The organism is Micromonospora sp. CA-248089 (assembly GCF_050948515.1).
Lineage (GTDB): Bacteria > Actinomycetota > Actinomycetes > Mycobacteriales > Micromonosporaceae > Micromonospora.
Genome location: NZ_CP192016.1, coordinates 4999601 through 5023261, shown reverse-complemented (window position 1 = coordinate 5023261; position 23661 = coordinate 4999601). Strand labels below are relative to the sequence as shown.

Sequence of the window (23661 nt, the reverse complement as noted above, 5' to 3'; positions counted from 1 at the left end):
TTGGGCGGGGACGTCGACAGGGCGTGACCGGTGGGTGGCCGTGCGTTCTTCGCGTTAATTCGGGTGCGGGACGTCCGGTGGCCGGATAGCGTTGCCGCATGCGTAAGTGACGCCCCACCTCCGAGCCCGGTCCACCGCCGAAGTGCCGTGGACCCGTCCTGCTCCGGGCGTCCGCATCCCTTCCCCGCTGCCGTCGGTCGCGGTGTCTGTCGTGATCGGTTCGCACCGGAGCCCCCGCTCGGCGCGTCCCGGTCGGCGCGCCCGCACGACAGGAGGCCCGCGAATGCCCGCGAAGCGCAATCCGAAGGAGTCCCGCAAGCAGTCCGCGCCGAAGCTCGACGCGCTCACGGTGACGCCACCCGAGGTGGTGCTCCCCACGGAGCCGCCGGCGTCCGCCGTGTCCCCGGACTCGGTGCCGCCCATCGTGGCTGCGCCAACGGTCTCGCCCGTCATCGGCGCGGGGGTGCCCGCTGTGGCTGCGGGATCGGAGTCCCCGCAGTCCCCGGAGATCCCGGCCCTGCCCGGCGCGTCCGCGAAGCCGCCTCGGTCCGGCCCACCGTCGGGGCGGCAGGCCCGGCTCGGCGGGCGTAGTCAGCGCGCCGGCCAGACCCGTTTCTACGCCTTCCGCCGCAGCTGACCGCCAGCCCTTTCCCGCTCAGCCGCTCACCGGGCAGGCCCCCATCCGGGGCCTGCCGAGCGTCCCCGAAGATCTTGGATGATTCCGGCCCCCATAGGGGCCATTCCGTACCAAGATCTCACCCGGCCCTGGTTGATCATGAAGTTGGCGGCGGCAAAACGGGCAGCCGGTGCCGTCAACTTCATGATCAACGGGGTGGGAGGGGAGAAGGGGGGTCAGCCGATCAAGGGGCGGAAGGTGCCCAGGGCGATGCTTGTCGCCAGAGCGGCGGCGGCCAGCAGGGCGGCGCCTGCGACGAGCAGGGCGTCGGCGCCGGTGAAGCGCTGGGGACGGGCCACTGTGCGCGGGGTGCCGGCGTCGAAGCCCCGGGCGTCCATCGCCACCGCCAGCCGGGTACCCCGCCGGATCGCGCCCACCAGCAGCGTGAACGCGGTGGACGCGAACAGCCGCAGCTTCGCCACCGGGTTGCGGCCCGCGTCCACGCCGCGGGCCCGGCGGGCCATGCTGATCATCCGCCACTCCTGTTCCAGCAGCGGCACCATCCGGAACGCGGCGAGCGCCCCGATGGCGAACCGGGCGGGCGTCCTCGCGTTCTGGATCAACGCGTCGGCCAGGTCCGTCGGGTCGGTGGTGGCGAACACGACGATGCCGGGCAGCGCCACCGCGAACATGCGCAGCACCAGCCCGAGCGCGGTCATCAGCACGCCCTGGGTGACCAGGATCGGCCCGGCCTGGAGCAGCACCGGGCCGGAGCGGTCGGCGGCGAACAGCACGAGTGTGACCAGGATGCCGACGGCGCCGGCGAGCAGCGGCCAGGCCCGGCGGGCCAGCACCCGGTAGCGCACACCGAACAGCGGCAGCACCGCGAGTTCGACGGCGATGGCGAGGGCCGGTGCCACCGGATCGAGCGTCGCCACCAGGATCAGCGTGAAGACCACCGCGGCGGCGAGCTTCGCCACCGGGTTGCGCCGGGCCAGCGGCGCGCCGGGCGCGGCGACCGGTTCGAGGTTGATCACGGGAGCACCTCGGCGGGCGGGCGGTCCAGGGCGAGCGTCCGGTCGGCGAGCGCGGCGACGAAGTCGTCGTCGTGGGTCACCGTGACCACGCCGTGCCCGGCGTCGCGCAGCTCGGCGAGCAGGTCGACCAGCTCCAGCCAGGTCCGCCGGTCCTGGCCGAACGTGGGCTCGTCGCAGATCAGCAGGCGGGGCGCGGTGGCCAGTGCCGTCGCCACGCTCAGCCGCCGCGCCTCGCCACCGGAGAGGGTGTACGGGTTGGCGCCCGCCAGCCGGTCCAGCCGCAGCCGCTGCAACAGCTCGTCCACGGTGGCGGTGACCGCCGGCTCGGCCCGGCCGATGCGGCGCGGGCCGAGCGCCAGCTCGTCGCGGACCGTGGCGGTGACGAACTGGTGCTCCGGGTCCTGGAAGACCGAACCGATCCGGCGGACCAGCGCGGGTGCCCGCCAGCGGTGCGGGGGAGTGCGCGCGTCCCGGCCGGCGAGTTCGGCGGACGCGGTGACGGCCCCCGCTCCGGGTTTCAGCAGGCCGCCCAGGAGCAGCGCCAGTGTGGACTTGCCGGCCCCGTTGGGGCCGAGGACGGCGAGCGCCTCGCCGGCGCGTACCCGAAGATCGGTGGGGTTCAGCCGGGGCGGGAGGCCGAGCCGCTCCGCGGTGAGCAGCACGTCGCCGGGCGGCGTGGTGGCGTGCCGGGGTGGCGCGACGTGGCCGGGTACCCAGACCCCGGCGGCGGCCAGCGCGTCGCCGTGCGCGGCGAAGACCGCCTCGGGCGGCCCGTCGGCGCGGACGCCGCCGCCGGGTTCCAGCACCACGACGCGGTCGACCAGCGGCAGCGCCTCGGTGACCCGGTGCTCGACCAGGATCATCGTGGTGTCCGGGTCGAGCGCGTTCGCGACGGCCCGGCGGATCAGGCCGGCGCCGGCCGGGTCGAGGTTGGCGGTGGGCTCGTCGAGCAGCAGCAGCCCGGGGCGCAGCGCGAGCGTGCCGGCCAGGGCCAGCCGCTGCTGCTCCCCGCCGCTGAGCGCGGCGGTCGGGCGGTCCCGGGGGTACGGGAAGCCGACCCGGTGCAGCGCCTCGTCGACGCGGGACCAGATCTCGCCGGCCGGTACGCCCCGGTTCTCCAGCCCGAACGCCACGTCGTCGCCGGAGCGGGCCATGACGAGCTGGGTCTGCGGGTCCTGGAACAGGATGCCGACGCGCTCACGCGCCTTGCGCGGGTCCAGCCCGTCGATCTCGACGGTGCCCTCATGCTCGCCGGAGTCCTCCGGCAGCAGCCCGGCCAGCGCCGCCAGCAACGTGCTCTTACCGGCCCCGGAGGGCCCGAGCAGCAGCACCCGCTCGCCGCTCTCCACACGCAGATCCACTCCGCGCAGAGCCCAGCGCTTGCGTCCTCCGTGCCGCCACCCGAACCCCCGCAGCACCACAGCGCTCACCGCCCACCCGCCCCCTTTCCTCCGTCGATCATGAGGTTGACGGCGATGACGGGTGCCGAAACGGCCGCCAACTTCATGATCAACACGATGGGGGCGTCAGACCAGGGCGCGGTCACGGCCGGCGGGGAAGCGGTCCAGCACGCCGGTGTTCGCCAGCGCGCGGGTGAGGGCCACCGCACCCAGGCCGGCCACCAGCAAGCAGCTGAGCACACCGAACGCGATGTACGGCAGCCGGAACGTCGTCCAACTCGTGTCCGGGTACCAGTACAGGGCGTCGAACAGCGTGGCGAAGAGGCCGCCGCACGCGCCGGCGAGCGCCGCCGTGAGCGGCCGGTAGAGGCGGTACCGGGTGGCAGCGAAGACCGCCTCGACGCCCAGGCCCTGCACCGCGCCCTGGAGGATCGCCATCGCCCCGTACGGGGAGCCGAGCAGCACCGAGACCGCCGAGGCGACCGTCTCGGTGAGCAGTGCCGCTCCCGGCTTGCGGACGATCAGCGCGCTCAGGACGGCCGGGATGAGCCAGACGCCGTACATGACCGACTGGAGCGGGGCGAAGAAGGCGAACGGCCCGTCGCTGCCCTTCCAGAGGATGTTCCAGAGCTGGAACACGACGCCGAAGGTGACGGCGATGACCGAGGCGACGACGATGTCGACGGTACGCCAGCGGTTGCTGTCGGTACGGTTCACGATTGGCTCCCAGTTCGTCGAGGTGAACCAGGAGAAGACGCACGCCGCGCCCGGTGGTCACCGGACGGCGACGCGGCTGGAGGTCGACCGAACTCCCTGCGCTGGCATTACCCAGATCAGGTTCGAGGGTCTGCGGGCACCGGCCCGCACTCTCAGCGCTGTGCGCTCCCCTGTCGGATGTGAAGTTGTCTCGTCGCAGACGCTAGCACCGACCACGGCCCGGGGCCCAGCAGGGCGAGTGTCGGTATGGTGGCGATCATGCTGGTGGATGCGCGGGGACTGACGTTCGAGGTACGCGCCGGCGGCCCCGAGGGCGGCGATCCCGTCCTGCTGCTGCACGGCTTCCCGCAGCACTCCGGCGAGTGGGACGCGGTCACGCCCGCGCTGCATGCCGCCGGGCTGCGCACGTACGCGCTCGACCAGCGCGGCTACTCGCCCGGCGCGCGTCCGGCCGACGTCGGGGCGTACCGGATTCCGGAGCTGGTGGCCGACGCGGCGGCCGTGCTCGACGCGCTCGGGGTGACCCGCGCCCACGTGGTCGGCCACGACTGGGGCGCGATCGTGGCGTGGGGCCTGGCGGCGGCGCACCCGGACCGGGTGCGGACGCTGACCGCGGTGTCGGTGCCGCATCCGGCGGCGATGGGCCACGCGCTCGCCACCGACCCCCGGCAGAAGGTCAAGTCCGCCTACATCGCGTTGTTCCGCAAGCCCGGTACGGCGGAGAAGGTGCTGCTGGCGTGGAACGGCGCCACGCTGCGCAAGCTGCTGAGCGGCGTGGGCGACGCCGGTACGGTGGCGCGCTACGCCGAGCCGATGCGCGAGCCGGGCGCCTTGACGGCGGCGCTGAACTGGTATCGCGCGATGACCGGGGCGGACATGAAGGCGGTCGCCCCGGTCGGGGTGCCGACCACGTTCGTCTGGAGCGACAAGGACGTGGCGATCGGCCGGACGGCCGCGCAGGCGTGCGCCGCGCGCGTCACCGGTGACTACCGGTTCGTGACGCTGTCCGGCGTCAGCCACTGGATTCCGGACGAGGCGCCCGGCCCGCTGGCCGAGGCGATCCTCGCCCGGTGCACGGGAACGGAGGAGGCATGACGGTGAGCGCCGACGCGTACCTGGCGGTGGTGACCGAGACGATCGCCCGGGTGGCCGCCGCGCAGCGGCAGAACGTGGCCGACGCGGCCGACCTGATCGCGGCCGCGCTGCGCGCCGACGGTGTGGTGCACGCGTTCGGCACCGGGCACTCCGAGGCGCTGGCCATGGAGATCGCCGGGCGGGCCGGCGGCCTGGTGCCCACCAACCGGATCGCGTTGCGGGACCTGGTGCTGATCGGCGGCGACCCGGCCGACGTGCTCGGCCCGAAGCTGGAACGCGATCCGGCCGTGGCGCACCGCCTCTACGAGCTGGCGCCGATCCGGCCGCAGGACGTGTTCGTGCTGGCCTCGAACTCGGGCGTGAACGGGGCGATGGTCGAGTTCGCGTCCATCGTGAAGGAACGCGGGCACGGCCTGGTGGCGATCACCTCGGCGCAGCACTCGGCCCGGATGACCTCGCGGCACCCGTCCGGCCGCAAGCTCGCCGACTTCGCCGACGTGGTGCTGGACAACGGAGCCCCGTACGGCGACGCGACGTTGCCGCTTCCGGGTGGCGGCGCGGTCGGCGCGGTCTCCTCGATCACCGCGGCGCTGCTCGCGCAGCAGATCGTCACCGAGGTGGTGGCCCGGCTGGTCGCGGCGGGGCAGCGCCCGCCGGTCTACCTGTCCGCGAACATCACCGGCGGCGACGAGCACAACGCCGAGCTGGAGGCACGGTACGCGGGCCGGATCCGCAGGGGTTCCTGAACCGGTTTCGTGATCGCCCGTACGGGGCACAGGCGGTGCTGCCGGGGGGCGTTCACCCGCCGGCCGTGCCGTCTCCCGGGGAGGTCCGCGAGTGTCCAAGGAATCCGAGAAGCAGCGCTGGCAGCGCAACTTCGCCGATCTGTTGCAGGAGCTGCGGGTCGCGCAGACAGGCGTGCAGATCCTCTTCGCCTTCCTGCTGACGCTGCCGTTCAGCAACGGGTTCGGCCGGACCACGGAGTTCCAGCGCGACGTCTACATCCTGGCGCTGCTGACCGCCGCCGCGTCCGCCGCGATGATCATCTCTCCGGTCGCGTTCCACCGGGCGTTGTTCCGGCAGGGCCGCAAGCCGGAGCTGGTCCGGTTCGCCCACCGGATGGCCACCGGCGGCCTGTTCTTCATGCTGATCGCGATGGTCAGCTCGGTCCTGCTGGTCACCGACTTCGTGCTGGATCGGCCGATCGCGTTCCTGCTCAGCGCGCTCACCGGCCTGTGGTTCCTGACCTTCTGGGCGATCCTGCCGTTCAGCCGGCGCAACTGGGGTGAGGACGACATCGACGACGAGGACGACAGCCCGCAGTCGCTGACCGACTGACGGTCCGCCAAATCGGACGTGCACGCAACGCTACCCCTGGGTAACACCCGGGGGTAGCGTCGTTTTCGTCGCACGCGTCGACGCAGCCGGACCGACGAGGAGGCAGCCGTGACCACGACACAGAACAGCCGGCCCGAGTCACCCGACGGTGCGGGGCCGCTTCCCACCGAGGCGGGCCAGGTCTCCGAGAAGGAGGCCCGCCAGGTCGCCGAGGCGGCCCGCGAGTCGGCCTGGGACCGGCCCAGCTTCGGCAAGGAACTGTTCCTCGGCCGCTTCCGGCTCGACCTGATCGACCCGTGGCCCCGCCCCGACCCGGCCGAGGTGGCCCGCGCGGACGAGTTCCTCGGCGCGCTGCGCGCGTATCTGACGTCCGAGGTGGACGGTGAGGCGATCGAGCGGGAGGCGCGCATCCCCGACGAGGTGTTCCACGGCCTGGCCGGGCTCGGCACGTTCGGCATGAAGATCGACCGGAAGTACGGCGGGCTGGGACTGAGCAACCTGCACTACTGCCGGGCGCTGATGCTCGTCGGCTCGGTGAACCCGGCGGTCAGCGCGCTGCTCTCCGCGCACCAGTCGATCGGCGTGCCGCAGCCGCTGAAGATGTTCGGCACACCCGAGCAGAAGGAACGGTTCCTGCCCCGGCTCGCGGCCGGTGAGGTCTCCGCGTTCCTGCTCACCGAGCCGGACGTCGGCTCCGACCCGGCCCGGCTCGCCACCACCGCCGAGCCGACGGCGGACGGCACCGGCTACCGGCTCAACGGGGTGAAGCTCTGGGCCACGAACGGCACGCTCGCCACGCTGCTGGTGGTGATGGCCCGGGTACCGGCGGCCGAGGGGCGGCGCGGCGGCATCACCGCGTTCGTGGTGGAGGGCGACAGCGACGGCATCACCGTGGAGCGGCGCAACTCCTTCGTCGGGCTGCGCGGCCTGGAGAACAGCCTCACCCGGTTCCACGACGTGTTCGTGCCGAAGGAGAACGTGATCGGCGGGGAGGGCAAGGGCCTGAAGATCGCGCTGACCACGTTGAACACCGGGCGGCTCTCGCTGCCGGCCATGTGTGTCGGCGCCGGCAAGTGGGCGCTCAACGTGGCCCGGGAGTGGGCGGCGGACCGGGTCCAGTGGGGCCGGCCGGTGGGTGAGCACGAGGCGGTGGCGAAGAAGCTGTCCTTCATCGCCGCCACCACGTACGGCATGGAGTCGATGCTCGACCTGTCCTGCATGCTCGCCGACGACGACCGCAACGACATCCGGATCGAGGCGGCGCTGGTCAAGCTCTACGCCAGCGAGATGGCCTGGCGGATCGCCGACGAGCTGGTCCAGATCCGCGGTGGCCGCGGCTACGAGACGGCCGACTCGCTCGCCGCCCGGGGAGAACGACCGGCCGCCGTCGAGCAGCTCCTGCGCGACCTGCGGATCAACCGGATCTTCGAGGGTTCCACCGAGATCATGCACCTGCTGATCGCCCGCGAGGCGGTCGACGCGCACCTGTCCGTGGCGGGCGACATCATCGACCCGGACGCCGGTCTGGGCCGCAAGGCCAAGGCGGGCGCGCGGGCCGGCGCCTTCTACGCGAAGTGGCTGCCCACGCTCGCCGTCGGCAAGGGGCAGACGCCCGGGGCGTACCAGGAGTTCGGGCCGCTGGCCGGGCACCTGCGCCACGTCGAGCGGACCTCCCGCAAGCTGGCCCGGTCGACCTTCTACGCGATGTCGCGCTGGCAGGGGAAGATGGAGCGCAAGCAGGCGTTCCTCGGCCGGGTGGTGGACATCGGGGCGGAGCTGTTCGCGATGAGCGCGGTCTGCGTCCGGGCCTACGCCGAGCGCGACGCGCACCCGGAGAACGTCGAGCTGGCCGACCTGTTCTGCCGTCAGGCCCGGCTGCGCGTCGACGAGCTGTTCACCGGCCTGTGGTCGAACACCGACTCGGTCGACGTGGCCGCCGCCAAGCGGATCGTCGCCGGCCGGTACGCCGCACTGGAGGACGGCGTGGTCACGCCGCCGGCCGACCTGCCGTGGGTGGCCCGCTGGGAACCGGGGCCGTCCACCGAGCAGGACGTCCGCCGTCGCATTCCGCCCGCCGGCTGACCGGCGCGCCTCACCGGCCGCCGCGCAGCCCCAGTTCGCGCAGCTCCAGCGCGGCGAGCGCGTCGACGGTCGCGTCGTCGCCGCGCCGCCACGCCTCGGCGACGTCGGGCGCGATCCGGGTCAGCTTCGACAGCGGCTGACCGGCCAGCGCGCGCAGCGCCAGCAGGTCCCGGCCGGCCGGCGCACCGGCCAGCGCCTTCGCCGCGCCGGCCCGGCGCATCCAGCGCAGGCGCAGCGGCAGCCAGCCGAACAGCACCAGGCCGAGCGGGAACACCAGCACCGCGACGGTCAGCCCGAGCGCGAGCTGCCCGACCAGTTCCTGCTGGTCGCGGCCCGCGTCGGCGACCGCGCGGGCGGCGTCGGCGGCCCGGGTGAACGGCGCGGTCAGCTCGTCTCCGACGATCGGCACCCGGCCGACCTTGCCGCCGGCGTCGGCCAGGTTGTCGGCGAGACCACCGCCGGCACCCTCCAGCTTCTGCCCGGGTACGGCGAGCTTCTCGACCACGTCGTGCAGCCACAGCGCGAAGCGGATCGCCGCGTACACCCAGACGACCACGAGCAGGTCGGTGAGGAACTGGCGGACGGCGGTGGGAAAACGGTCGGCGTAGATCTTCACGCCGGACAGCGTCCCACGGCGCGGGCGCGTCGGCACCTGGCCGATTTCGCGCTCAGTGCGACCCTTCGCCGGCGTGACTGACCGCGTCCGCCACGATGTGCGCGACGTGGTCGTCGACCAGCGCGTACGCGATCTCCCGGCCGCGCCGCGACCCGCGTACCACCCCGGCGCCGCGCAGCACCCGCAGGTGCTGGGAGACGAGCGGCTGCGGCGCGCCGAGCTTCTCGACCAGCTCGTGCACGCAGCGCTCGCCCTCGGCCAGCTCGCTGACGATCGCGAGCCGGATCGGGGCCGAGAGCGCGCGCAGCAGGTCACCCGCACCCTCGAAGGCGTCGTACCCGTTCGTGCCGGTCACCCTGTAACGGTAACCAATCCCAGCTGCGCCGGCGGGTAGGGCCTCACCGCAGCAGCACCTCGTGCTCGGCCGGCTCGGGCGGCGGCGTCGCCCGGTCGGCCCGGGTCCTCCGCCGCAGCGCCCGCAGACCGGCCGCCGCGAGCGCGACCAGCAGGAACGAGCCGATCGCCACGAGCACCACCGACGCGCCGGGCGCGGTGTCCGCGGTGGCGGCCACCCACACCCCGGTGCCGGCGGCGAACAGGCCCAGCGCCATGGCCGCCGCCATGGTCGACCGGAAGCCCCGGGTCACCTGCTGCGCGGCGGCCACCGGCACCACCATCAGCGCGCTGATCAGCAGCACCCCGACCGCCCGCATGGCGATGGTCACCGTGACCGCGGTGCCGACCGCGATGACCAGGTTCAGCGTCCGCACCGGCAGGCCGGACACCCGGGCGTACTCCTCGTCGTGGCACACCGCGAACAGCGCCGGGCGCAGCACCAGCATGGTCACCAGCAGCACCGCGCCGAGCACACCGATGGTGATCAGGTCGGTGCGGGAGGTGGTGGTCAGCGACCCGAACAGGTACGCGTTGAGCGACCCGCTGCTGGCGTCGGAGAGCCCGACCAGCATCACGCCACCGGCGATGCCGCCGTAGAACAGCAGCGCCAGCGCGAGGTCGCCGGACGTGCGCCCGTACGCGCGGACCAGCTCGATCACGATCGCGCCGAGCGTCGCGGCGATCACCGCCACCAGCACGGGGGAGCGGTTGAGCAGCAGTCCCGCGCCGACGCCGGTGAGCGCCACGTGCCCGAGCCCGTCGCCGATCAACGCCAGCCGGCGCTGCACCAGGTAGATGCCGAGCGCCGGGGCGGCCAGCCCGATGATCAGCGCGCCGACCAGGGCGCGGAGCATGAAGTCGTACTGGAAGAGGTCCATCTCAGATGCCTGTCCAGAGCCGGGCCGGCTCCTCGTCGCAGTGCGGGTGCACGTGCTCGTGGTCCGGGTCGGCGTGGTGGCCGGCCGGTTCGGGCACCGCGCCGTCGTGGGCGATCCCGCCCTGGTGCACCACCACGGCCCGGCTGATCAGCGGGCGCAGCGGGCCCAGCTCGTGCGCGACGAGCAGCACCGTGCCCCCGCCGTCGCGGAACGTGCGCAGCGCCCCGGCGAACGCCTCCTGGCTGGCCGCGTCCACCCCGGCGGTCGGCTCGTCGAGCACCAGCAGCTCCGGCCCGCCGGCGAGCGCGCGGGCGATCAGGGTGCGCTGCTGCTGGCCGCCGGAGAGCGTCGACACTGGGTCGCCGGCCCGGTCGGCGAGCCCGACCGCGTCCAGCGCCGCCGCCACCGCCTCCCGGTCCGCCCGCCCGGCGGGCCGCAGTACGCCCCGGCGGGCCAGCCGCCCGGACGCCACCACCTCGCCCACGGTGGCGGGCACTCCGCTGCCCGCGCCGAGCCGCTGCGGCACGTACCCGATGCGGTGCCACTGCCGGAAGCGGCGCTGCGGTGTGCCGAACAGGGCGACCGACCCGGCGCCGACCGGCACCAGGCCGAGCGCGGCGCGCACGAGCGTCGACTTGCCGGAGCCGTTGGCGCCGAGCACGGCGACCACCTCGGAAGCGGTCACTGTCAACGAGACGTCACGCAGCACCGGGCGGCCGTCGTAGCCGACGGTGGCGTGCGCGATCTCGATCACCGGTGGGGTCATGAACAGTCCAGAGCGGTTCGCAGGGTCTGCAGGTTGGTGCGCATCGCGGAGAGGTAGTCGCCGTCGGCGGGCGGGCCCTCCAGCGGGTCCAGGACGGCCGTCTTCGCGCCGACCTCACGCGCGATGGTCTCGGCGACCTTCGGGCTGACGAGCGTCTCGAAGAAGATCGTGCCGGCCTGGTGCTTCCGGGCCTCCTCGGCGACCTCGGCGAGCCGCTTCGGGGACGGCTCGGACTCCGGGGTGAGCCCGCTGATGCCGATCTGCTCCAGCTGGTAGCGCTCGGTCAGGTAGCCGAACGCGGTGTGGCTGGTGACGATCTCCCGGCGCTGGCAGGTACGCAGGCCGTCGGCGTACTCGGTGTCGAGCTTCGTCAGCTCGGTACGCAGCGCGCCGGCGCGGGCGGTGTAGTCGGCGGCGTGGTCCGGGTCGGCCTTGCCGAGCCGCTCGGCAAGCTTGTCGCCGATGGTGGCCAGCCGGGTCGGGTCGAGCCAGACGTGCGGGTCCTTGCCGCCGCCCTCCTCGGCGTGCCCGGCCTCGCCCTCGTGGTCGTGGTCGTGGCCACCGGCGGCGGCGTCCCGCAGCGGCGTGACGCCCGCCACGTCGAACGCGCGGGCGCCGCCGTTCTGCTCCACCGCCTCGTCCACCGCCGGCTGGAAGCCGCTGAGGTAGACGACCAGGTCGGCGTCGACCACCTGGCCGACCTGCCGCGGGTTGAGTTCCAGGTCGTGCGGCTCGGCGCCCGGCTTGGTGAGGTTGCTGACCGCTACCGTGTCGCCGCCGATCCGCTCGGCCAGGAACTGGAGCGGGTAGAACGCGGCCACCACGCCGACCTTGCCCGGCTCGCTCGCGGCGCCTGTGCCGTCCCCGCAGGCGGTCAGGCCGGCGGCGGCGAGCAGGGCGGTGGTTGCGGCGGTCAGGATGCGGCGAGGTGCGCGAACGGTCATGGGCTCAACTGTCCGCGACAACGAAAACTATTGTCAAAAACGCATGATTGCATGTCAGCGCAGGTCAGCTCGGCTCTGCTTCCCCGAGTCAGCCGACCATGACCTTCGCCAGCGCCACCGCGATCAACAAGGTGAGCATCACCAGCCGGAGCATCCGGGTCGCCGGGGCCTGCACCGGCCAGGTGACCGACATCAGCCAGACCAACCCGCCGGCCAGCACGAGCAGCAGGACGCCGCCCGCCGGGCCGGGCGCGAAGAGGCCGACAAGCACCACGGCCAGCGTGGCCAGGAACACCGCCGTCGGGTTGAGCCGTGCCAACCGGGACAGCACAGGACTCTGCGTACGCTGCATGCCACAAACTCTACGAGGAGGAACCCCGTGCTGGTCACCAACCGCTTCGTGGTGGAAGCCGAAACGGTGGACGAGTTCACCCGGGCGGCGCACGCCGCACTGGCCGCGCTCGCCGCCCGCCCCGGCTACCTGCGCGGTGAACTGCTGCGGGCGCTCGACGACCCGGCCCACTGGGTCCTGATCACCGAGTGGGAGTCGGTCGGGGCGTACCGGCGGGCACTCGGCGGATTCGACGTCAAGGTCACCGCCGTGCCGTTGCTCGCCCGATCGGTGGACGAGCCGTCCGCGTACGAGACGCTCGCCAGCGCCGCCCCCGACGGGGAGATCGTCGTCGTCGCCAGCGATCGTGCCGCAGGCCCGTACCGCTGAGTGCCGGGGCACTACCCTGGCGCGTATGACCGCTCCCGGACCGGCCGCGCCACCCCCGCCATCCGTTCCGCCCGCGCTGCCGGCGGACCCCGGGGTGCCCGCACCGCCGCAGGGGCCCGGCGCCGCGCCGCCGTTCGCCGCCCCGCCCACCGAGGGCGGGCGGACCCGGCTCTGGCTCGGCCTCGGCGCGGGCGCGCTCGCAGTGCTGATCTGCTGCGGCGGGGGCGGCGCGGCGGTGGTCGGCCTGGCGGTGAGCAACGCCCAGGCCGTCGGCGAGCAGGGCCGGGCCGTCACGAACGACTACTACCAGGCGCTCGTCGCCCGGGAGTGGTCCAAGGCGTACGACACGCTCTGCGACGACATCCGGCGACGCGAACCCCGGCGGGAGTTCGAACGGCGGGTGGCCACCGAGCCGCAGATCTCCGGCTTCCGGGTCGGCGAGGTCGACCTCGCCACGCTCACCGTGCCGGTGGACGTGACGCTGGCCGGCGGCCGGCGGGAGGCGCAGACCGTGACGCTGGCGCCGGACCAGCAGACGGGCGGCGTGGAGGTCTGCGGGGTGAGCTGACCGGCCCCCGGTATTCTGCTGGGCTCGGGACGGACACGGTCGTACCGTTGTCCCGAACAGCCCGGTTCCATCCATCTCAACCGCGCCGACCGCCAGCCGGCGTAGGAGGAAACATGCCAGCCGACCGTATCGACGCCGTCACCAGCCTCGCCAAGCGCCGGGGCTTCGTCTTTCCCTCCAGCGAGATCTACGGGGGCACCCGGTCGGCGTGGGACTACGGTCCGCTCGGCGTCGAGCTGAAGGAGAACGTCCGCCGGCAGTGGTGGCGGACCATGGTGCAGCAGCGCGACGACGTCGTCGGCCTCGACTCGGCGGTCATCCTGGCCCGCAAGGTCTGGGAGGCCAGCGGCCACATCGCCGAGTTCGTCGACCCGCTCACCGAGTGCCAGTCCTGCCACAAGCGGTTCCGGGCCGACCACCTGGAAGAGGCGTACGAGGCCAAGCACGGCAAGCCGCTGACCTCGCTGACGGAGCTGAACTGCCCCAACTGCGGCAACAAGGGCACCTTCACCGAGCCGAAGATGTTCAACGGCCTGATGAAGACGTACCTGGGCCCGGTGGAGAGCGACGAGGGCATGCACTACCTGCGGCCGGAGACCGCCCAGGGCATCTTCGTCAACTACAAGAACGTCGAGACGGTCGCCCGCAAGAAGCCGCCGTTCGGCATCGCGCAGACCGGCAAGTCGTTCCGCAACGAGATCACCCCCGGCAACTTCATCTTCCGGACCCGCGAGTTCGAGCAGATGGAGATGGAGTTCTTCGTCGAGCCGGGCACCGACGAGCAGTGGCACGAGTATTGGCTTCAGGAGCGCTGGAACTGGTACCTCGACCTGGGCCTGTCCGAGGAGAACCTGCGCTTCTACGAGCACCCCAAGGAGAAGCTCTCCCACTACTCGAAGCGCACCGTCGACATCGAGTACCGGTTCCGGTTCGGCGGCAGCGAGTTCGCCGAGCTGGAGGGCATCGCCAACCGCACCGACTTCGACCTGTCCACGCACAGCAAGCACTCCGGCGTCGACCTGTCGTACTTCGACCAGGGCAAGGGCGAGCGCTGGATGCCGTACGTGATCGAGCCCGCCGCCGGTCTCACCCGCGCGGTGCTGGCGTTCCTGCTCGAGGCGTACGACGAGGACGAGGCGCCGAACACCAAGGGCGGCGTGGACAAGCGCACCGTCATGCGCTTCGACCCGCGGCTGGCCCCGGTCAAGGTCGCCGTGCTGCCGCTGTCGCGCAACGAGGCGCTGTCGCCGAAGGCCAAGCAGCTCGCCACCGACCTGCGCAAGCGCTGGGTGGTCGAGTTCGACGACTCGCAGGCGATCGGCCGCCGCTACCGCCGGCAGGACGAGATCGGCACGCCGTTCTGCGTCACAGTCGACTTCGACACGCTCGACGACAACGCGGTGACGGTCCGGAACCGGGACACCATGGCCCAGGAGCGCGTCTCGCTGGACCAGGTCGAGCGCTACCTGATCGAGCGCCTCCCCGGCTGCTGAGGGTAAGGAAGGGCCCCTTCTTAACGCCTCGCGTAGAGAAGGGGCCCCTTCTTAACACCCGTCACCCGGGGGAGATCGACTCCACCCGTACGCCGGTCGCGGCGCCCAGCCCGCGCCGGGCCGCGTACGCGTCCTCCACCGTGCGCCGCACGCGGCCCGGCTCCCGGCGGATCTGTGCCGGCGTGAAGTGCAGGATGAGCACCCCGTGCCGGCTCAGCTCGTTGTGCCGGTCCAGCGTCCGCGCCCAGTCGTCCGGGCTGAGGTGGTACTCCCGCGAGTCGACCTCCAGCGCCACCGCGCAGTCGGCGAGGTAGCCGTCCGGCGTCGGCAGGCGGGTGCCGTCGGCCGCCGACAGCCGCGGATTCCACAGGATCTCGCCGAGCACGCCGCTGCCGCCCAGGCACTCCCGCAGCTCCGTCTCGGGCGCCGAGCGGACCCCGTCGGTGATCTGCCGGTACCTGTGGACAGCCGCCCCGGTTGTGGAGAACGCCCGCCGGGCGGGCCGGCTGTGATATGTGCCCTGTTGAGAAGGGGCCCCTGCTCTACCGGAGACGTTAAGAAGGGGCCCTTCCTTACACTTGTGCGGTGACTGCCCCGACCCTGCCCGCGTTGACCATCGGCCCGCACCGGGTGTGGCCGCCAGTGGTGCTCGCGCCGATGGCCGGGATCACCAACGTCGGCTTCCGCCGGCTCTGCCGTGAGCAGGGCGGCGGCATCTACGTCTGCGAAATGATCACCACCCGGGCGCTCGTCGAGCGGAACCCGAAGACGCTGCGCATGATCGCCTTCGGCGCCGAGGAGCAGCCCCGCAGCCTCCAGCTCTACGGCACCGACCCGGAGATCACCGCCGCGGCCGTACGGATCGTGGTCGAGCGCGACCTTGCCGACCACATCGACCTCAACTTCGGCTGCCCCGTGCCCAAGGTGACCCGCAAGGGCGGCGGCTCGGCCCTGCCGTGGCGCCGTCGGCTGTTCGCCCGGCTGGTCAGGGCCGCGGTGGACGCCGCGTCACCCGCCGGGGTGCCGGTCACCGTCAAGATGCGCAAGGGCATCGACGACGACCACCTGACGTACGTCGAGGCGGGGCTGGCCGCCCAGGACGCGGGCGTCGCGGCGGTCGCCCTGCACGGGCGTACGGCCGCGCAGCGCTACTCCGGCACCGCCGACTGGGACGCGATCGCCACGCTCAAGGCAGCGCTCGACGTGCCGGTGCTCGGCAACGGCGACATCTGGGAGGCCGACGACGCGCTGCGGATGGTCGCGCACACCGGCGTCGACGGCGTGGTGATCGGGCGCGGCTGCCTGGGCCGTCCGTGGCTGTTCGCCGACCTGGAGGCCGCGTTCAACGGGAGCGCCGAGCGGCGGCTGCCCAGCCTCGGCGAGGTGGCGGTGACCATGCGCCGGCACGCCGAGCTGCTCGTGGAGCAGTTCGTGGCGGGCGCGCGCAACCCGGCCCGGGGCGAGCGGGACGGCTGCACCGACTTCCGCAAGCACGTCGCCTGGTATCTGAAGGGCTTCCCGATCGGCAGCGAGCTGCGCCGCTCGCTCGCCATGATCGAGAGCCTGGCGCAGCTCGACGACCTGCTCGGCAAGCTCGACCCGGCCGTACCGTTCCCGGTGGAAAACCTCGGCCAGCCGCGCGGCCGCACCAACTCCCCGGGCAAGGTGTTCCTGCCCGACGGCTGGCTGGCCAGCCGCGACGACGACACCCCGCCGGACGGCGCCGAGCTGGACGACTCCGGCGGCTGACCCGGATACGACGAAGGGCCCGGCCCCCGTGGGGGGCCGGGCCCTTCGGTGTTCGGTCAGGAGCTGTAGCCGCGGCTGGCGATCCAGCGGGCGAGCTCGTCCACGTCCATCCGGTAGGAGGCCTGGTTCGGGTTCGCCGAGTCGGCGATCGTCACGACCTTCCCGCCGTCGCGGTAGCCGACCACGCTGATGTAGTGGCCACCCTCGAAGGAGTGGGTGGTGCCGTCGGTGTCGGTGGCGGTGCCGGCGATGTTGGCCACCACGGCACGGCCGTCGTCCACCGTCTTGACCACGTCGGCGCGCAGCTTGTCGACCTTGTCGCGGTCGCGGGCCTTGTCCATGGGGATCTCGGTGGACTTGTAGACGTCCTTACCGGTCTCCTTGTTCAGGACGGGGGTGATGTCGTTGATGGAGTTGGTGCCGGCCTCGGTGGTGCCCATTTCCTCGGCCATGGCGTGCACGTCGATGTTCTTGCCCTGCACGCTCAGCGCGTTGCGCGCGGCGGCGGGGCCGCAGAAGTAGAAGTTCGGCTGCGCCTCGTAGCGCACGTCGAGTTCCCGCTCGCCGTGGCCCTTGCGGTCGGTGGTGACCTGGGCGGCGGCGCGCTCGGCCGGAGTGGCCTGGGCGGCGATGGCGGGGCCGGCGATGCCACCGGCGGTGGCGACGACACCAGCAGCGGTCAGAACGGTCTTGCGCAGCAGAGTGGTAGCCATGATCAGTTGCCTCTCTGTCGGGGGTACGCGGCGATGGGGGATGCCGCGAAGAAAGATCAGGTGGCCCGGTATGTGCGTCGGGCCGGTGGCTCGCTCGGGCGGCCAGGGGGACGGCCTGCTCCGGCGGCTCGGGGATGTAACGACCGGGGGTCCGGGGTCATTCCCGGGGGTGCTGCCCGGCGGTGTGGCCCGCTCGACAGGCGCTGTCGGCCTGCTCGGCGGCCCGGGGGATGTAACGACCGGCGTCCCGGCCTGATTCCCGGCCCGAGGGGGCGGGTGGTCGGCGGGTGCGGCGCGGTCTGCCATGTACAACGCCCCGCACCCGCCCCGGATTCCGCCCCACCGGTGACCCCGACCACCCGAAACCCGGACACCGACCCCACCCGAGCCCACCGCTGACAGACGACCCAGCCTGCCCAAGCCGACACCGAACCCGTCTGCCCTCGCCGCAGCTACCCCGGCCCGGGCCGCACCGGGTCCGGCCCGCCTAGGCGGTGTTTCGAGCCAACCCACTTGGCGCGCGGCGACTCCGCTTCGACCTCACCGCCCAGGGACACCGTCCCCGCCCCCAGGGCCGCCCCCACCACCCCGTTGATCAAGGAGTTTGTGTCCGTCTGGGGCCGTCCGCCCGACACAAACCCCTTGACCACCGATGCGGTGGGAGGGGTGGCGCCGAGCTTTGAGATCTTGGTAGATCGGCGCCCCTCCGGGGACGGTTTCGTACCAAGATCTCGGCGATCGGAAGGGATCGCGCCCGACGAGGGGTGGCTGGACGCGCACCGCCCCGGATGAGGCAGCCGGTGGGCGTCGCCGGTGACGGTGAGCGGCTCGTCGGGCAGGTCGAGTTGCCAGCGGTGGTCGGGGCTGGCGACGTGGCGGTCGATCATGAAGTCGGCGGCGGAATGTGTCCGGATTGTCGCCGTCAACTTCATGATCGACGCGGGTCGGCGGGTCGGCGGGTCGGCGGGTCGGCGGGTCTGCGGGTCGGCGCTCGGCGGGGTCGGCGGGCCACGCCGGGCGGCGCGGCCGTGCGGGTCAGGGGGTCGTGGGGATGGGGGTGGGCTGGGTGGGGATCTGGGCTGCGGTGGGGGGCCAGGGGATGTCGGGGGAGGGGTGGAAGGTGATGCCGGCGGTGGCCCAGCGCGGGCCGTGGCCGGCGAGCCGGCTGCGGAACCGGGACCAGTCGTGCGTCTCGCGCGGTGACCAGCCCAGCTCGGCGACGGCGGGCAGGCGCGGGAAGAGCATGAACTCGATCTCGGCCACCGTGGTGACCGACTCGGTCCACAGCGGCGCCTCCACGCCCAGCACGGCCTCGGCCGGTACGGCCCGCACGTGAGTGGCCGGGTCCCACTCGTACGCCCGGCGGACGTCGATCAGGCCCGCCCAGTCGTGTCCGATCGGGGTGTCCGGGGCGTACTTCATGTCCAGGTACGCGTGGTTGCCGGGGGAGAGGATGAGCCGGGCGCCCCGGCGTACCGCGTCGGCGGTCTCCGGGTCGTCGCCGTTCGTGCCCCACCACTGCAGGACGCGCCCGTCGACGTGTTCGGCCGGGGCGAGCTGGTGCCAGCCGACGACGGTCTTGCCGGTGGCGGCGACCAGGCGCTGGGCCCGCGCCACGAACGCGCGGTAGCTGTCGGCCGGCACCTTGAACGCCTCGTCGCCGCCCAGGTGCAGCCACGGTCCGGGCGTCAGCGCGGCCACCTCACCGACGACGTCCGCGACGAAGGCGTACGTCCGCTCGTCGGCGGGGTCGACGTAGCTGAACCCGACCTCGGTGCCGGTGTACGGCGGCGGCGCGACCTTGCCGGGCGCCAGTTCGGGGTACGCGACCAGCGCCGCGTTGGTGTGGCCCGGCAGGTCGATCTCGGGCACCACCGTGACGTGTCGGCGGGCGGCGTACGTGACGATGCGGCGGTAGTCGTCGCGGGTGTACCAGCCGCCGGGGCCGCCGCCGACAGCTGTCGCCCCGCCGACCTCGGCGAGCCGGGGCCAGGAGTCGACGGCGATCCGCCAGCCCTGGTCGTCGGTGAGGTGCAGGTGCAGGTGGTTGAGCTTGTAGCGGGCCAGGTGATCGATCACCCGCAGCACGTCCCCGACCGGGAAGAAGTGGCGGGCGACGTCGAGCATGGCGCCCCGGTAGGGGAAGCGGGGCCGGTCGACGATCGTGCCGCCGGGCACCGCCCAGCGCACCGCGACAGCGGTCGGGTTCTCGATCGGCGCGGGTAGCAGCTGCCGCAGCGTCTGCGCGCCGTGGAACAGGCCGGCCGGGGTGGCCGCGGTGATCCGGACGCCGTCGGCGGTCACGTCGAGGCGGTAGCCCTCGTCCCCGAGCCCGGCGTCGTCCGGCGCAGCGGTGCGGGCCGTCGGGCCGGACGGCTCACCGCCCGCGACGTCCGCCGCCGCCCGGCCCGTGGACGCCGGCCCGCTCGCGACCGCGCTCGTGTCCGCCGCGGACAGCGGGAACGTCAGCAGGTCGCCCTCGCTGTCCGCCGGGGACAGCGTGAGCGTCAGCGGGTCGCCCTCGGGGGTGTCGGCGACCGGGAGCGGGAAGCCGGTGGCCGGGCGCAGCCAGCCGGCGAGCTGTTCGGCCACGTCCCGCCCGGCGGGGCTGACCCGCAGTACCGCGTCGGCGTTCAGCGTGAAGTCGCCGGCCGGGTCGGGGCGTACCTGTTCGGGCGCCGGCACCACGTCGCCGAGCCGGACCGGCGCCGGTCCGGCGAGCGCCCCGGCGGCCCGGCCCGCGGCGACCCGGGCCAGCTCGGCGGGGGACGTCGCCACACCCGGCAGGCCGTCGGCGGGCGTCACACCCGGCAGGCCGTCGGCGGGCGTCGTCGCAGTGGGCAGACCGGCGGAGGAGGGCGCCGCCGCATCGGGCAGGCCGGCGGAGGGCGACGCCGCGGCGGCCGGGGTGAGCGCGCCGGGCGAGGCCGCCTCCGAGAGCGTCGGGTCACCGGACGGGCTGGTGGGACGGGTGTCGGTCGGCTCCGGCCCGGTCTGCGGGGCGGCGGGGTTGGTCGGCACGGCGACGGCTCCGAGGGGTGTATTCGCGCGGGATATGGCAAAGGTCAGGTTCCGCGAGATGCAGTGACGTCAAGAGTACGAGGAGAAATGGAATTGCGTGATCGTGCTCGTGGAAGCGTTCCCAAAAACCCGTACGAACGCGGATTGTGGTGACCGTTGTGCCGAAAGTCACCGAACGCTCCCAGGTTTCTCCAAACTCGCCTAGCCTTCGCCCCACCGACGCTGACGAGCCGGGATTGCCGGTGGTCACTACCGGGGTATGTCCGAACTGAACCTTCGTTAAGTGTCAATGGCGCGCGTGGGAGGCTCTGGTGGCAGCGCACGATTCGGTCGAGCAGAAGTACGTCTACGACTTCGCCGAGGGCAACAAGGATCTCAAGGATCTGCTCGGCGGCAAGGGGGCCAACCTGGCCGAGATGACGAATCTCGGCCTGCCGGTTCCGCCCGGCTTCACGATCACCACGGAGGCCTGCAAGGCGTACCTCACGACCGGGCGCGAGCCGGACGGCCTGGCCGCGCAGATCGAGGCGCACCTGGAGTCGCTGGAACGCGAGATGGGCCGGCGCCTCGGCGACCCGGACGACCCGCTGCTGGTCTCGGTACGCTCCGGCGCCAAGTTCTCCATGCCGGGCATGATGGAGACCGTCCTCAACGTGGGTCTCAACGACCGCAGCGTGATCGGCCTGAGCAACCAGGCAGGTGGGAACGACAGGTTCGCCTGGGACTCCTACCGCCGGCTGATCCAGATGTTCGGCAAGACCGTGTGCGAGGTGCCGGGCGAGGAGTTCGAGCACGCGCTCGACGAGATCAAGAGCGCCAAGGGTACGCACAACGACCTCGACCTGGACGCCGACGACCTGCGCGGGCTGGTCGACGCGTACAAGAAGATCTTCGCCAAGCACACCGGCCGCGAGTTCCCGCAGGAGCCGCGCGAGCAGCTCGACCTCGCCATCCGCGCGGTCTTCGACTCGTGGAACGCGGAGCGGGCGATCCTCTACCGCCGCCAGGAGCGCATCCCGGCCGACCTGGGCACCGCCGTCAACGTGGTAGCGATGGTCTTCGGCAACCTCGGCCCCGACTCCGGCACCGGCGTCGCGTTCACCCGCGACCCGGGCAGCGGCGCGCAGGGCATCTACGGCGACTACCTGGCGAACGCCCAGGGCGAGGACGTCGTGGCCGGTATCCGCAACACGGTGCCGCTGCAGGAGCTGGAGCAGCTCGACAAGACCTCCTACGACGAGCTGCTCGGCATCATGGCCCGGCTGGAGGAGCACTACAAGGACCTCTGCGACATCGAGTTCACCATCGAGCGCGGCAAGCTCTGGATGCTCCAGACCCGGGTCGGCAAGCGCACCGCCGCCGCCGCGTTCGTCATCGCCGGGCAGCTCGTCGACGAGGGCCTGATCGACCTGGACGAGGCGCTGCACCGGGTCAACGGCGCGCAGCTCGCCCAGCTGATGTTCCCGCGCTTCCAGCTCGACCACGAGTTCGAGGCGGTGGCCAAGGGCATCGGCGCCTCCCCGGGTGCCGCGTCCGGCAAGGTGGTCTTCACCTCGGCCCGGGCGGTCGAACTGGCCGCCGAGGGGGAGTCGGTGATCCTGGTCCGCCGGGAGACCAACCCGGACGACCTCAACGGCATGATCGCCGCCAAGGGCATCCTCACGTCCCGGGGCGGCAAGACCAGCCACGCCGCAGTGGTGGCCCGCGGCATGGGCAAGACCTGCGTCTCCGGCGCCGACGAGCTGGACGTCAACGTGCCGGCGAAGAAGTTCACAGTCGGTGGGCGCGTGGTGAACGAGGGCGACATCGTCTCGATCGACGGCACCACCGGTAAGGTCTACCTCGGCGAGGTGCCGGTCATGCCGTCCGAGGTGGTGCAGTACTTCGAGGGCGAACTCGACCCGGAGACCACCGACGACGCGCTGGTCCGCTCCGTACACCGGATCATGACGCACGCCGACGCCGCGCGGCGGCTGCGGGTCCGCACCAACGCCGACACCGGCGCGGACGCGGCCCGGGCGCGGCGCTTCGGCGCCGAGGGCATCGGCCTGTGCCGCACCGAGCACATGTTCCTCGGCGACCGGCGCGAGCTGGTCGAGCGGCTCATCCTGGCCTCCGGGGAACGGGAGCGGGAGGACGCGCTCGCCGCGCTGCTGCCGCTGCAGCGGGCCGACTTCGTCGAGATCTTCCGCGAGATGGACGGCCTGCCGGTCACTGTGCGGCTGATCGACCCGCCGCTGCACGAGTTCCTGCCCCCGCTGGAGCAGCTCGCGGTGAACGTCGCGGTCGCTCAGGAGCGCGGCGAGGACGTCGCCAAGGAGGAGGCGCTGCTCGCCGCCGTGCGGCGGATGCACGAGGAGAACCCGATGCTGGGCCTGCGCGGTGTCCGGCTCGGCCTGGTCATCCCCGGCCTGTTCGCCATGCAGGTCCGCGCGATCGCGGAGGCCGCCGTCGCGGTCGTCCGCGACGGCGGCACGGCCTGCCCGGAGATCATGGTGCCGCTGGTCGGGGCCGTGCAGGAGCTGGAGACGGTACGCGCCGAGGCCGAGCGGATCATCGCCGAGGTGGTCGGAGACAGCGGCGTCGAGGTGCTGATCGGCACGATGATCGAGGTGCCCCGGGCGGCGCTGACCGCCGGGCAGATCGCCGAGGCGGCCGAGTTCTTCTCCTTCGGCACCAACGACCTGACCCAGATGGGCTGGGGCTTCTCCCGCGACGACGTGGAGGGCGCGTTCTTCTGGCGGTACCTGGAGCTGGGCATCTTCGGCATCTCGCCGTTCGAGTCGATCGACACCGACGGCGTCGGTCGGCTGATCCGCATCGCCGCCGAGGAGGGCCGGGCGGCCCGCCCCGGCCTGAAGCTGGGCGTCTGCGGCGAGCACGGCGGCGACCCGGACTCGGTGCACTTCTTCCACGAAGTCGGGCTGGACTACGTCTCCTGCTCGCCGTTCCGGGTGCCGGTGGCGCGGCTGGAGGCTGGACGGGCGGCGATCACCACCGCCGGCTCCGACTCCCGCTGACGAGGACGCGGGGCCGCCGGTGTTCATCGACGGCCCCGCGTACGCCCGGCGCGCCTTTCCGGCTTCCTCGGCGTAACCTGAGCTTCCGCCGCGTGTCGATCAGGAGGGGTGTCCACATGACCGCCGTCTGGGAGAACCTGGTAGTCGACGCCCGGGACCCGTCCCGGCTCGCCAGCTGGTGGGCGGAGGCGCTGGGCTATCAGGTGATCACCGACAAGCCGGACGAGGTGGAGATCCGCCGGACCCCCGACACGCTGCCCGGTCTCGTCTTCGTCCCGGTCGCCGGGCCGAAGGAGGGAAAGAACCGGCTGCACATCGACCTGCGCCCGGCCGACATGGAGGCCGAGGTGGAGCGCCTTGTCGACATGGGCGCCCGGCACGTCGACATCGGCCAGGGAGACGTGGAGTGGACGGTGCTCGCCGACCCGGAGGGCAACGAGTTCTGCGTGCGTCGGGAGCGCGAGGAGTGAGCCGGTCTTGCGAGCCCCGCA

Annotated in this window: 23 protein-coding genes and 1 riboswitch; of the genes, 11 read left to right on the top strand and 12 right to left on the bottom strand. The window is 72.7% G+C overall.

Translation table 11 applies throughout. The features are described from left to right. Positions 1-283: 283 nt before the first annotated feature. The gene (locus ACQP26_RS23475; RefSeq protein WP_433494024.1) at positions 284-637 is read left to right on the top strand and encodes a hypothetical protein; all 354 of its coding nucleotides are present in this window, start codon (positions 284-286) and stop codon (positions 635-637) included. Positions 638-852: 215 nt separating this feature from the next. On the opposite strand, the gene ACQP26_RS23470 is transcribed toward ACQP26_RS23475, so the two are convergent. The 3 genes from ACQP26_RS23470 to ACQP26_RS23460 form a co-directional block, all read right to left on the bottom strand. Continuing rightward, positions 853-1653: an energy-coupling factor transporter transmembrane component T family protein gene (locus ACQP26_RS23470; RefSeq protein ID WP_433494023.1), complete on the bottom strand. Its 801-nt coding sequence runs from the start codon at positions 1651-1653 to the stop codon at positions 853-855. Further along, on the bottom strand, positions 1650-3083 hold the full coding sequence (locus tag ACQP26_RS23465; protein WP_433494022.1) for an ABC transporter ATP-binding protein: 1434 nt from the start codon (positions 3081-3083) through the stop codon (positions 1650-1652). The genes ACQP26_RS23470 and ACQP26_RS23465 overlap by 4 nt, the downstream gene beginning before the upstream one ends. Before the next feature lie 96 nt (positions 3084-3179). Then, a complete protein-coding gene (locus ACQP26_RS23460) occupies positions 3180-3770 on the bottom strand; it encodes an ECF transporter S component (RefSeq protein ID WP_433494021.1) in 591 nt (196 codons plus the stop codon). Positions 3771-3845: 75 nt separating this feature from the next. Then, positions 3846-3952: riboswitch (TPP riboswitch) on the bottom strand. A 76-nt stretch (positions 3953-4028) separates the two neighbouring features. Between ACQP26_RS23460 and ACQP26_RS23455 the strand changes: the two genes are divergently transcribed. The 4 genes from ACQP26_RS23455 (at position 4029) to ACQP26_RS23440 (ending at position 8285) form a co-directional block, all read left to right on the top strand. Continuing rightward, the gene (locus ACQP26_RS23455) at positions 4029-4865 is read left to right on the top strand and encodes an alpha/beta fold hydrolase (RefSeq protein WP_433494020.1); all 837 of its coding nucleotides are present in this window, start codon (positions 4029-4031) and stop codon (positions 4863-4865) included. Then, the gene (locus ACQP26_RS23450; RefSeq protein WP_433494019.1) at positions 4862-5611 is read left to right on the top strand and encodes a sugar isomerase domain-containing protein; all 750 of its coding nucleotides are present in this window, start codon (positions 4862-4864) and stop codon (positions 5609-5611) included. The genes ACQP26_RS23455 and ACQP26_RS23450 overlap by 4 nt, the downstream gene beginning before the upstream one ends. Before the next feature lie 91 nt (positions 5612-5702). Beyond that, positions 5703-6203 carry a DUF6328 family protein gene (locus tag ACQP26_RS23445; protein WP_269704602.1) on the top strand — a complete coding sequence of 167 codons (501 nt, stop codon included), beginning with the start codon at positions 5703-5705 and terminating at the stop codon, positions 6201-6203. Between the two features lie 108 nt (positions 6204-6311). Then, positions 6312-8285, top strand: a complete 1974-nt coding sequence (locus ACQP26_RS23440) for an acyl-CoA dehydrogenase family protein (protein WP_433494018.1) — start codon at positions 6312-6314, stop codon at positions 8283-8285. Positions 8286-8295: 10 nt separating this feature from the next. On the opposite strand, the gene ACQP26_RS23435 is transcribed toward ACQP26_RS23440, so the two are convergent. The 6 genes from ACQP26_RS23435 to ACQP26_RS23410 all read right to left on the bottom strand — a co-directional run bounded on the left by ACQP26_RS23435 (position 8296) and on the right by ACQP26_RS23410 (position 12237). Next, positions 8296-8901: a hypothetical protein gene (locus tag ACQP26_RS23435; RefSeq protein WP_269704604.1), complete on the bottom strand. Its 606-nt coding sequence runs from the start codon at positions 8899-8901 to the stop codon at positions 8296-8298. A 52-nt stretch (positions 8902-8953) separates the two neighbouring features. Then, on the bottom strand, positions 8954-9256 hold the full coding sequence (locus tag ACQP26_RS23430) for an ArsR/SmtB family transcription factor (protein ID WP_013287947.1): 303 nt from the start codon (positions 9254-9256) through the stop codon (positions 8954-8956). A gap of 43 nt (positions 9257-9299) precedes the next feature. Then, positions 9300-10175: a metal ABC transporter permease gene (locus tag ACQP26_RS23425; protein ID WP_269704605.1), complete on the bottom strand. Its 876-nt coding sequence runs from the start codon at positions 10173-10175 to the stop codon at positions 9300-9302. Position 10176: 1 nt separating this feature from the next. Beyond that, entirely contained in the window at positions 10177-10941 is a 765-nt protein-coding gene (locus ACQP26_RS23420; RefSeq protein ID WP_269704606.1) for a metal ABC transporter ATP-binding protein, read from the bottom strand. Beyond that, positions 10938-11885: a metal ABC transporter substrate-binding protein gene (locus ACQP26_RS23415; RefSeq protein WP_269704607.1), complete on the bottom strand. Its 948-nt coding sequence runs from the start codon at positions 11883-11885 to the stop codon at positions 10938-10940. Before ACQP26_RS23415 ends, ACQP26_RS23420 begins: the two co-directional genes overlap by 4 nt. 88 nt (positions 11886-11973) lie before the next feature. Further along, on the bottom strand, positions 11974-12237 hold the full coding sequence (locus ACQP26_RS23410) for a DUF6703 family protein (RefSeq protein ID WP_269704608.1): 264 nt from the start codon (positions 12235-12237) through the stop codon (positions 11974-11976). 27 nt (positions 12238-12264) lie between these two features. Between ACQP26_RS23410 and ACQP26_RS23405 the strand changes: the two genes are divergently transcribed. The 3 genes from ACQP26_RS23405 to ACQP26_RS23395 all read left to right on the top strand — a co-directional run bounded on the left by ACQP26_RS23405 (position 12265) and on the right by ACQP26_RS23395 (position 14667). Next, on the top strand, positions 12265-12606 hold the full coding sequence (locus tag ACQP26_RS23405; RefSeq protein ID WP_269704609.1) for an antibiotic biosynthesis monooxygenase family protein: 342 nt from the start codon (positions 12265-12267) through the stop codon (positions 12604-12606). A gap of 94 nt (positions 12607-12700) precedes the next feature. After that, complete coding sequence (locus ACQP26_RS23400; RefSeq protein WP_269707031.1) at positions 12701-13174, top strand: hypothetical protein; 474 nt, start codon at positions 12701-12703, stop codon at positions 13172-13174. 113 nt (positions 13175-13287) lie between these two features. Continuing rightward, positions 13288-14667 (top strand): glycine--tRNA ligase, encoded by a 1380-nt coding sequence (locus ACQP26_RS23395; RefSeq protein WP_194802327.1) that lies wholly within the window; start codon positions 13288-13290, stop codon positions 14665-14667. A gap of 61 nt (positions 14668-14728) precedes the next feature. On the opposite strand, the gene ACQP26_RS23390 is transcribed toward ACQP26_RS23395, so the two are convergent. Continuing rightward, positions 14729-15052 (bottom strand): hypothetical protein, encoded by a 324-nt coding sequence (locus ACQP26_RS23390; RefSeq protein WP_433494017.1) that lies wholly within the window; start codon positions 15050-15052, stop codon positions 14729-14731. 200 nt (positions 15053-15252) lie between these two features. On the opposite strand from ACQP26_RS23390, the gene dusB reads away from it, so the two are divergent. Then, positions 15253-16416 (top strand): tRNA dihydrouridine synthase DusB, encoded by a 1164-nt coding sequence (gene dusB, locus ACQP26_RS23385; protein ID WP_269704611.1) that lies wholly within the window; start codon positions 15253-15255, stop codon positions 16414-16416. A 56-nt stretch (positions 16417-16472) separates the two neighbouring features. On the opposite strand, the gene ACQP26_RS23380 is transcribed toward dusB, so the two are convergent. Together ACQP26_RS23380 and ACQP26_RS23375 are read right to left on the bottom strand one after the other, a co-directional pair. Then, positions 16473-17129, bottom strand: a complete 657-nt coding sequence (locus tag ACQP26_RS23380; protein WP_281577033.1) for a C39 family peptidase — start codon at positions 17127-17129, stop codon at positions 16473-16475. A gap of 1035 nt (positions 17130-18164) precedes the next feature. Beyond that, a complete protein-coding gene (locus tag ACQP26_RS23375) occupies positions 18165-20150 on the bottom strand; it encodes a family 20 glycosylhydrolase (RefSeq protein ID WP_433494016.1) in 1986 nt (661 codons plus the stop codon). Between the two features lie 311 nt (positions 20151-20461). Here ACQP26_RS23375 and ppdK point away from each other — a divergent pair, with 311 nt between their 5' ends. Beyond that, a complete protein-coding gene (gene ppdK / locus ACQP26_RS23370) occupies positions 20462-23170 on the top strand; it encodes a pyruvate, phosphate dikinase (protein WP_433494015.1) in 2709 nt (902 codons plus the stop codon). Between the two features lie 116 nt (positions 23171-23286). Beyond that, positions 23287-23640: a VOC family protein gene (locus ACQP26_RS23365; RefSeq protein ID WP_269704615.1), complete on the top strand. Its 354-nt coding sequence runs from the start codon at positions 23287-23289 to the stop codon at positions 23638-23640. Positions 23641-23661: the final 21 nt, after the last annotated feature.

Excerpts from the sequence above, each read along its gene's own strand:
- ACQP26_RS23475 (WP_433494024.1), top strand. The coding sequence starts at position 284 with ATGCCCGCGAAGCGCAATCCGAAGGAGTCCCGCAAGCAGTCCGCGCCG.
- ACQP26_RS23455 (WP_433494020.1), top strand. The coding sequence starts at position 4,029 with ATGCTGGTGGATGCGCGGGGACTGACGTTCGAGGTACGCGCCGGCGGC.
- ACQP26_RS23425 (WP_269704605.1), bottom strand. The coding sequence starts at position 10,175 with ATGGACCTCTTCCAGTACGACTTCATGCTCCGCGCCCTGGTCGGCGCG.
- ACQP26_RS23380 (WP_281577033.1), bottom strand. The coding sequence starts at position 17,129 with ATGGCTACCACTCTGCTGCGCAAGACCGTTCTGACCGCTGCTGGTGTC.
- ACQP26_RS23415 (WP_269704607.1), bottom strand. The coding sequence starts at position 11,885 with ATGACCGTTCGCGCACCTCGCCGCATCCTGACCGCCGCAACCACCGCC.
- ACQP26_RS23450 (WP_433494019.1), top strand. The coding sequence starts at position 4,862 with ATGACGGTGAGCGCCGACGCGTACCTGGCGGTGGTGACCGAGACGATC.
- ACQP26_RS23410 (WP_269704608.1), bottom strand. The coding sequence starts at position 12,237 with ATGCAGCGTACGCAGAGTCCTGTGCTGTCCCGGTTGGCACGGCTCAAC.
- ACQP26_RS23420 (WP_269704606.1), bottom strand. The coding sequence starts at position 10,941 with ATGACCCCACCGGTGATCGAGATCGCGCACGCCACCGTCGGCTACGAC.
- ACQP26_RS23395 (WP_194802327.1), top strand. The coding sequence starts at position 13,288 with ATGCCAGCCGACCGTATCGACGCCGTCACCAGCCTCGCCAAGCGCCGG.
- ACQP26_RS23365 (WP_269704615.1), top strand. The coding sequence starts at position 23,287 with ATGACCGCCGTCTGGGAGAACCTGGTAGTCGACGCCCGGGACCCGTCC.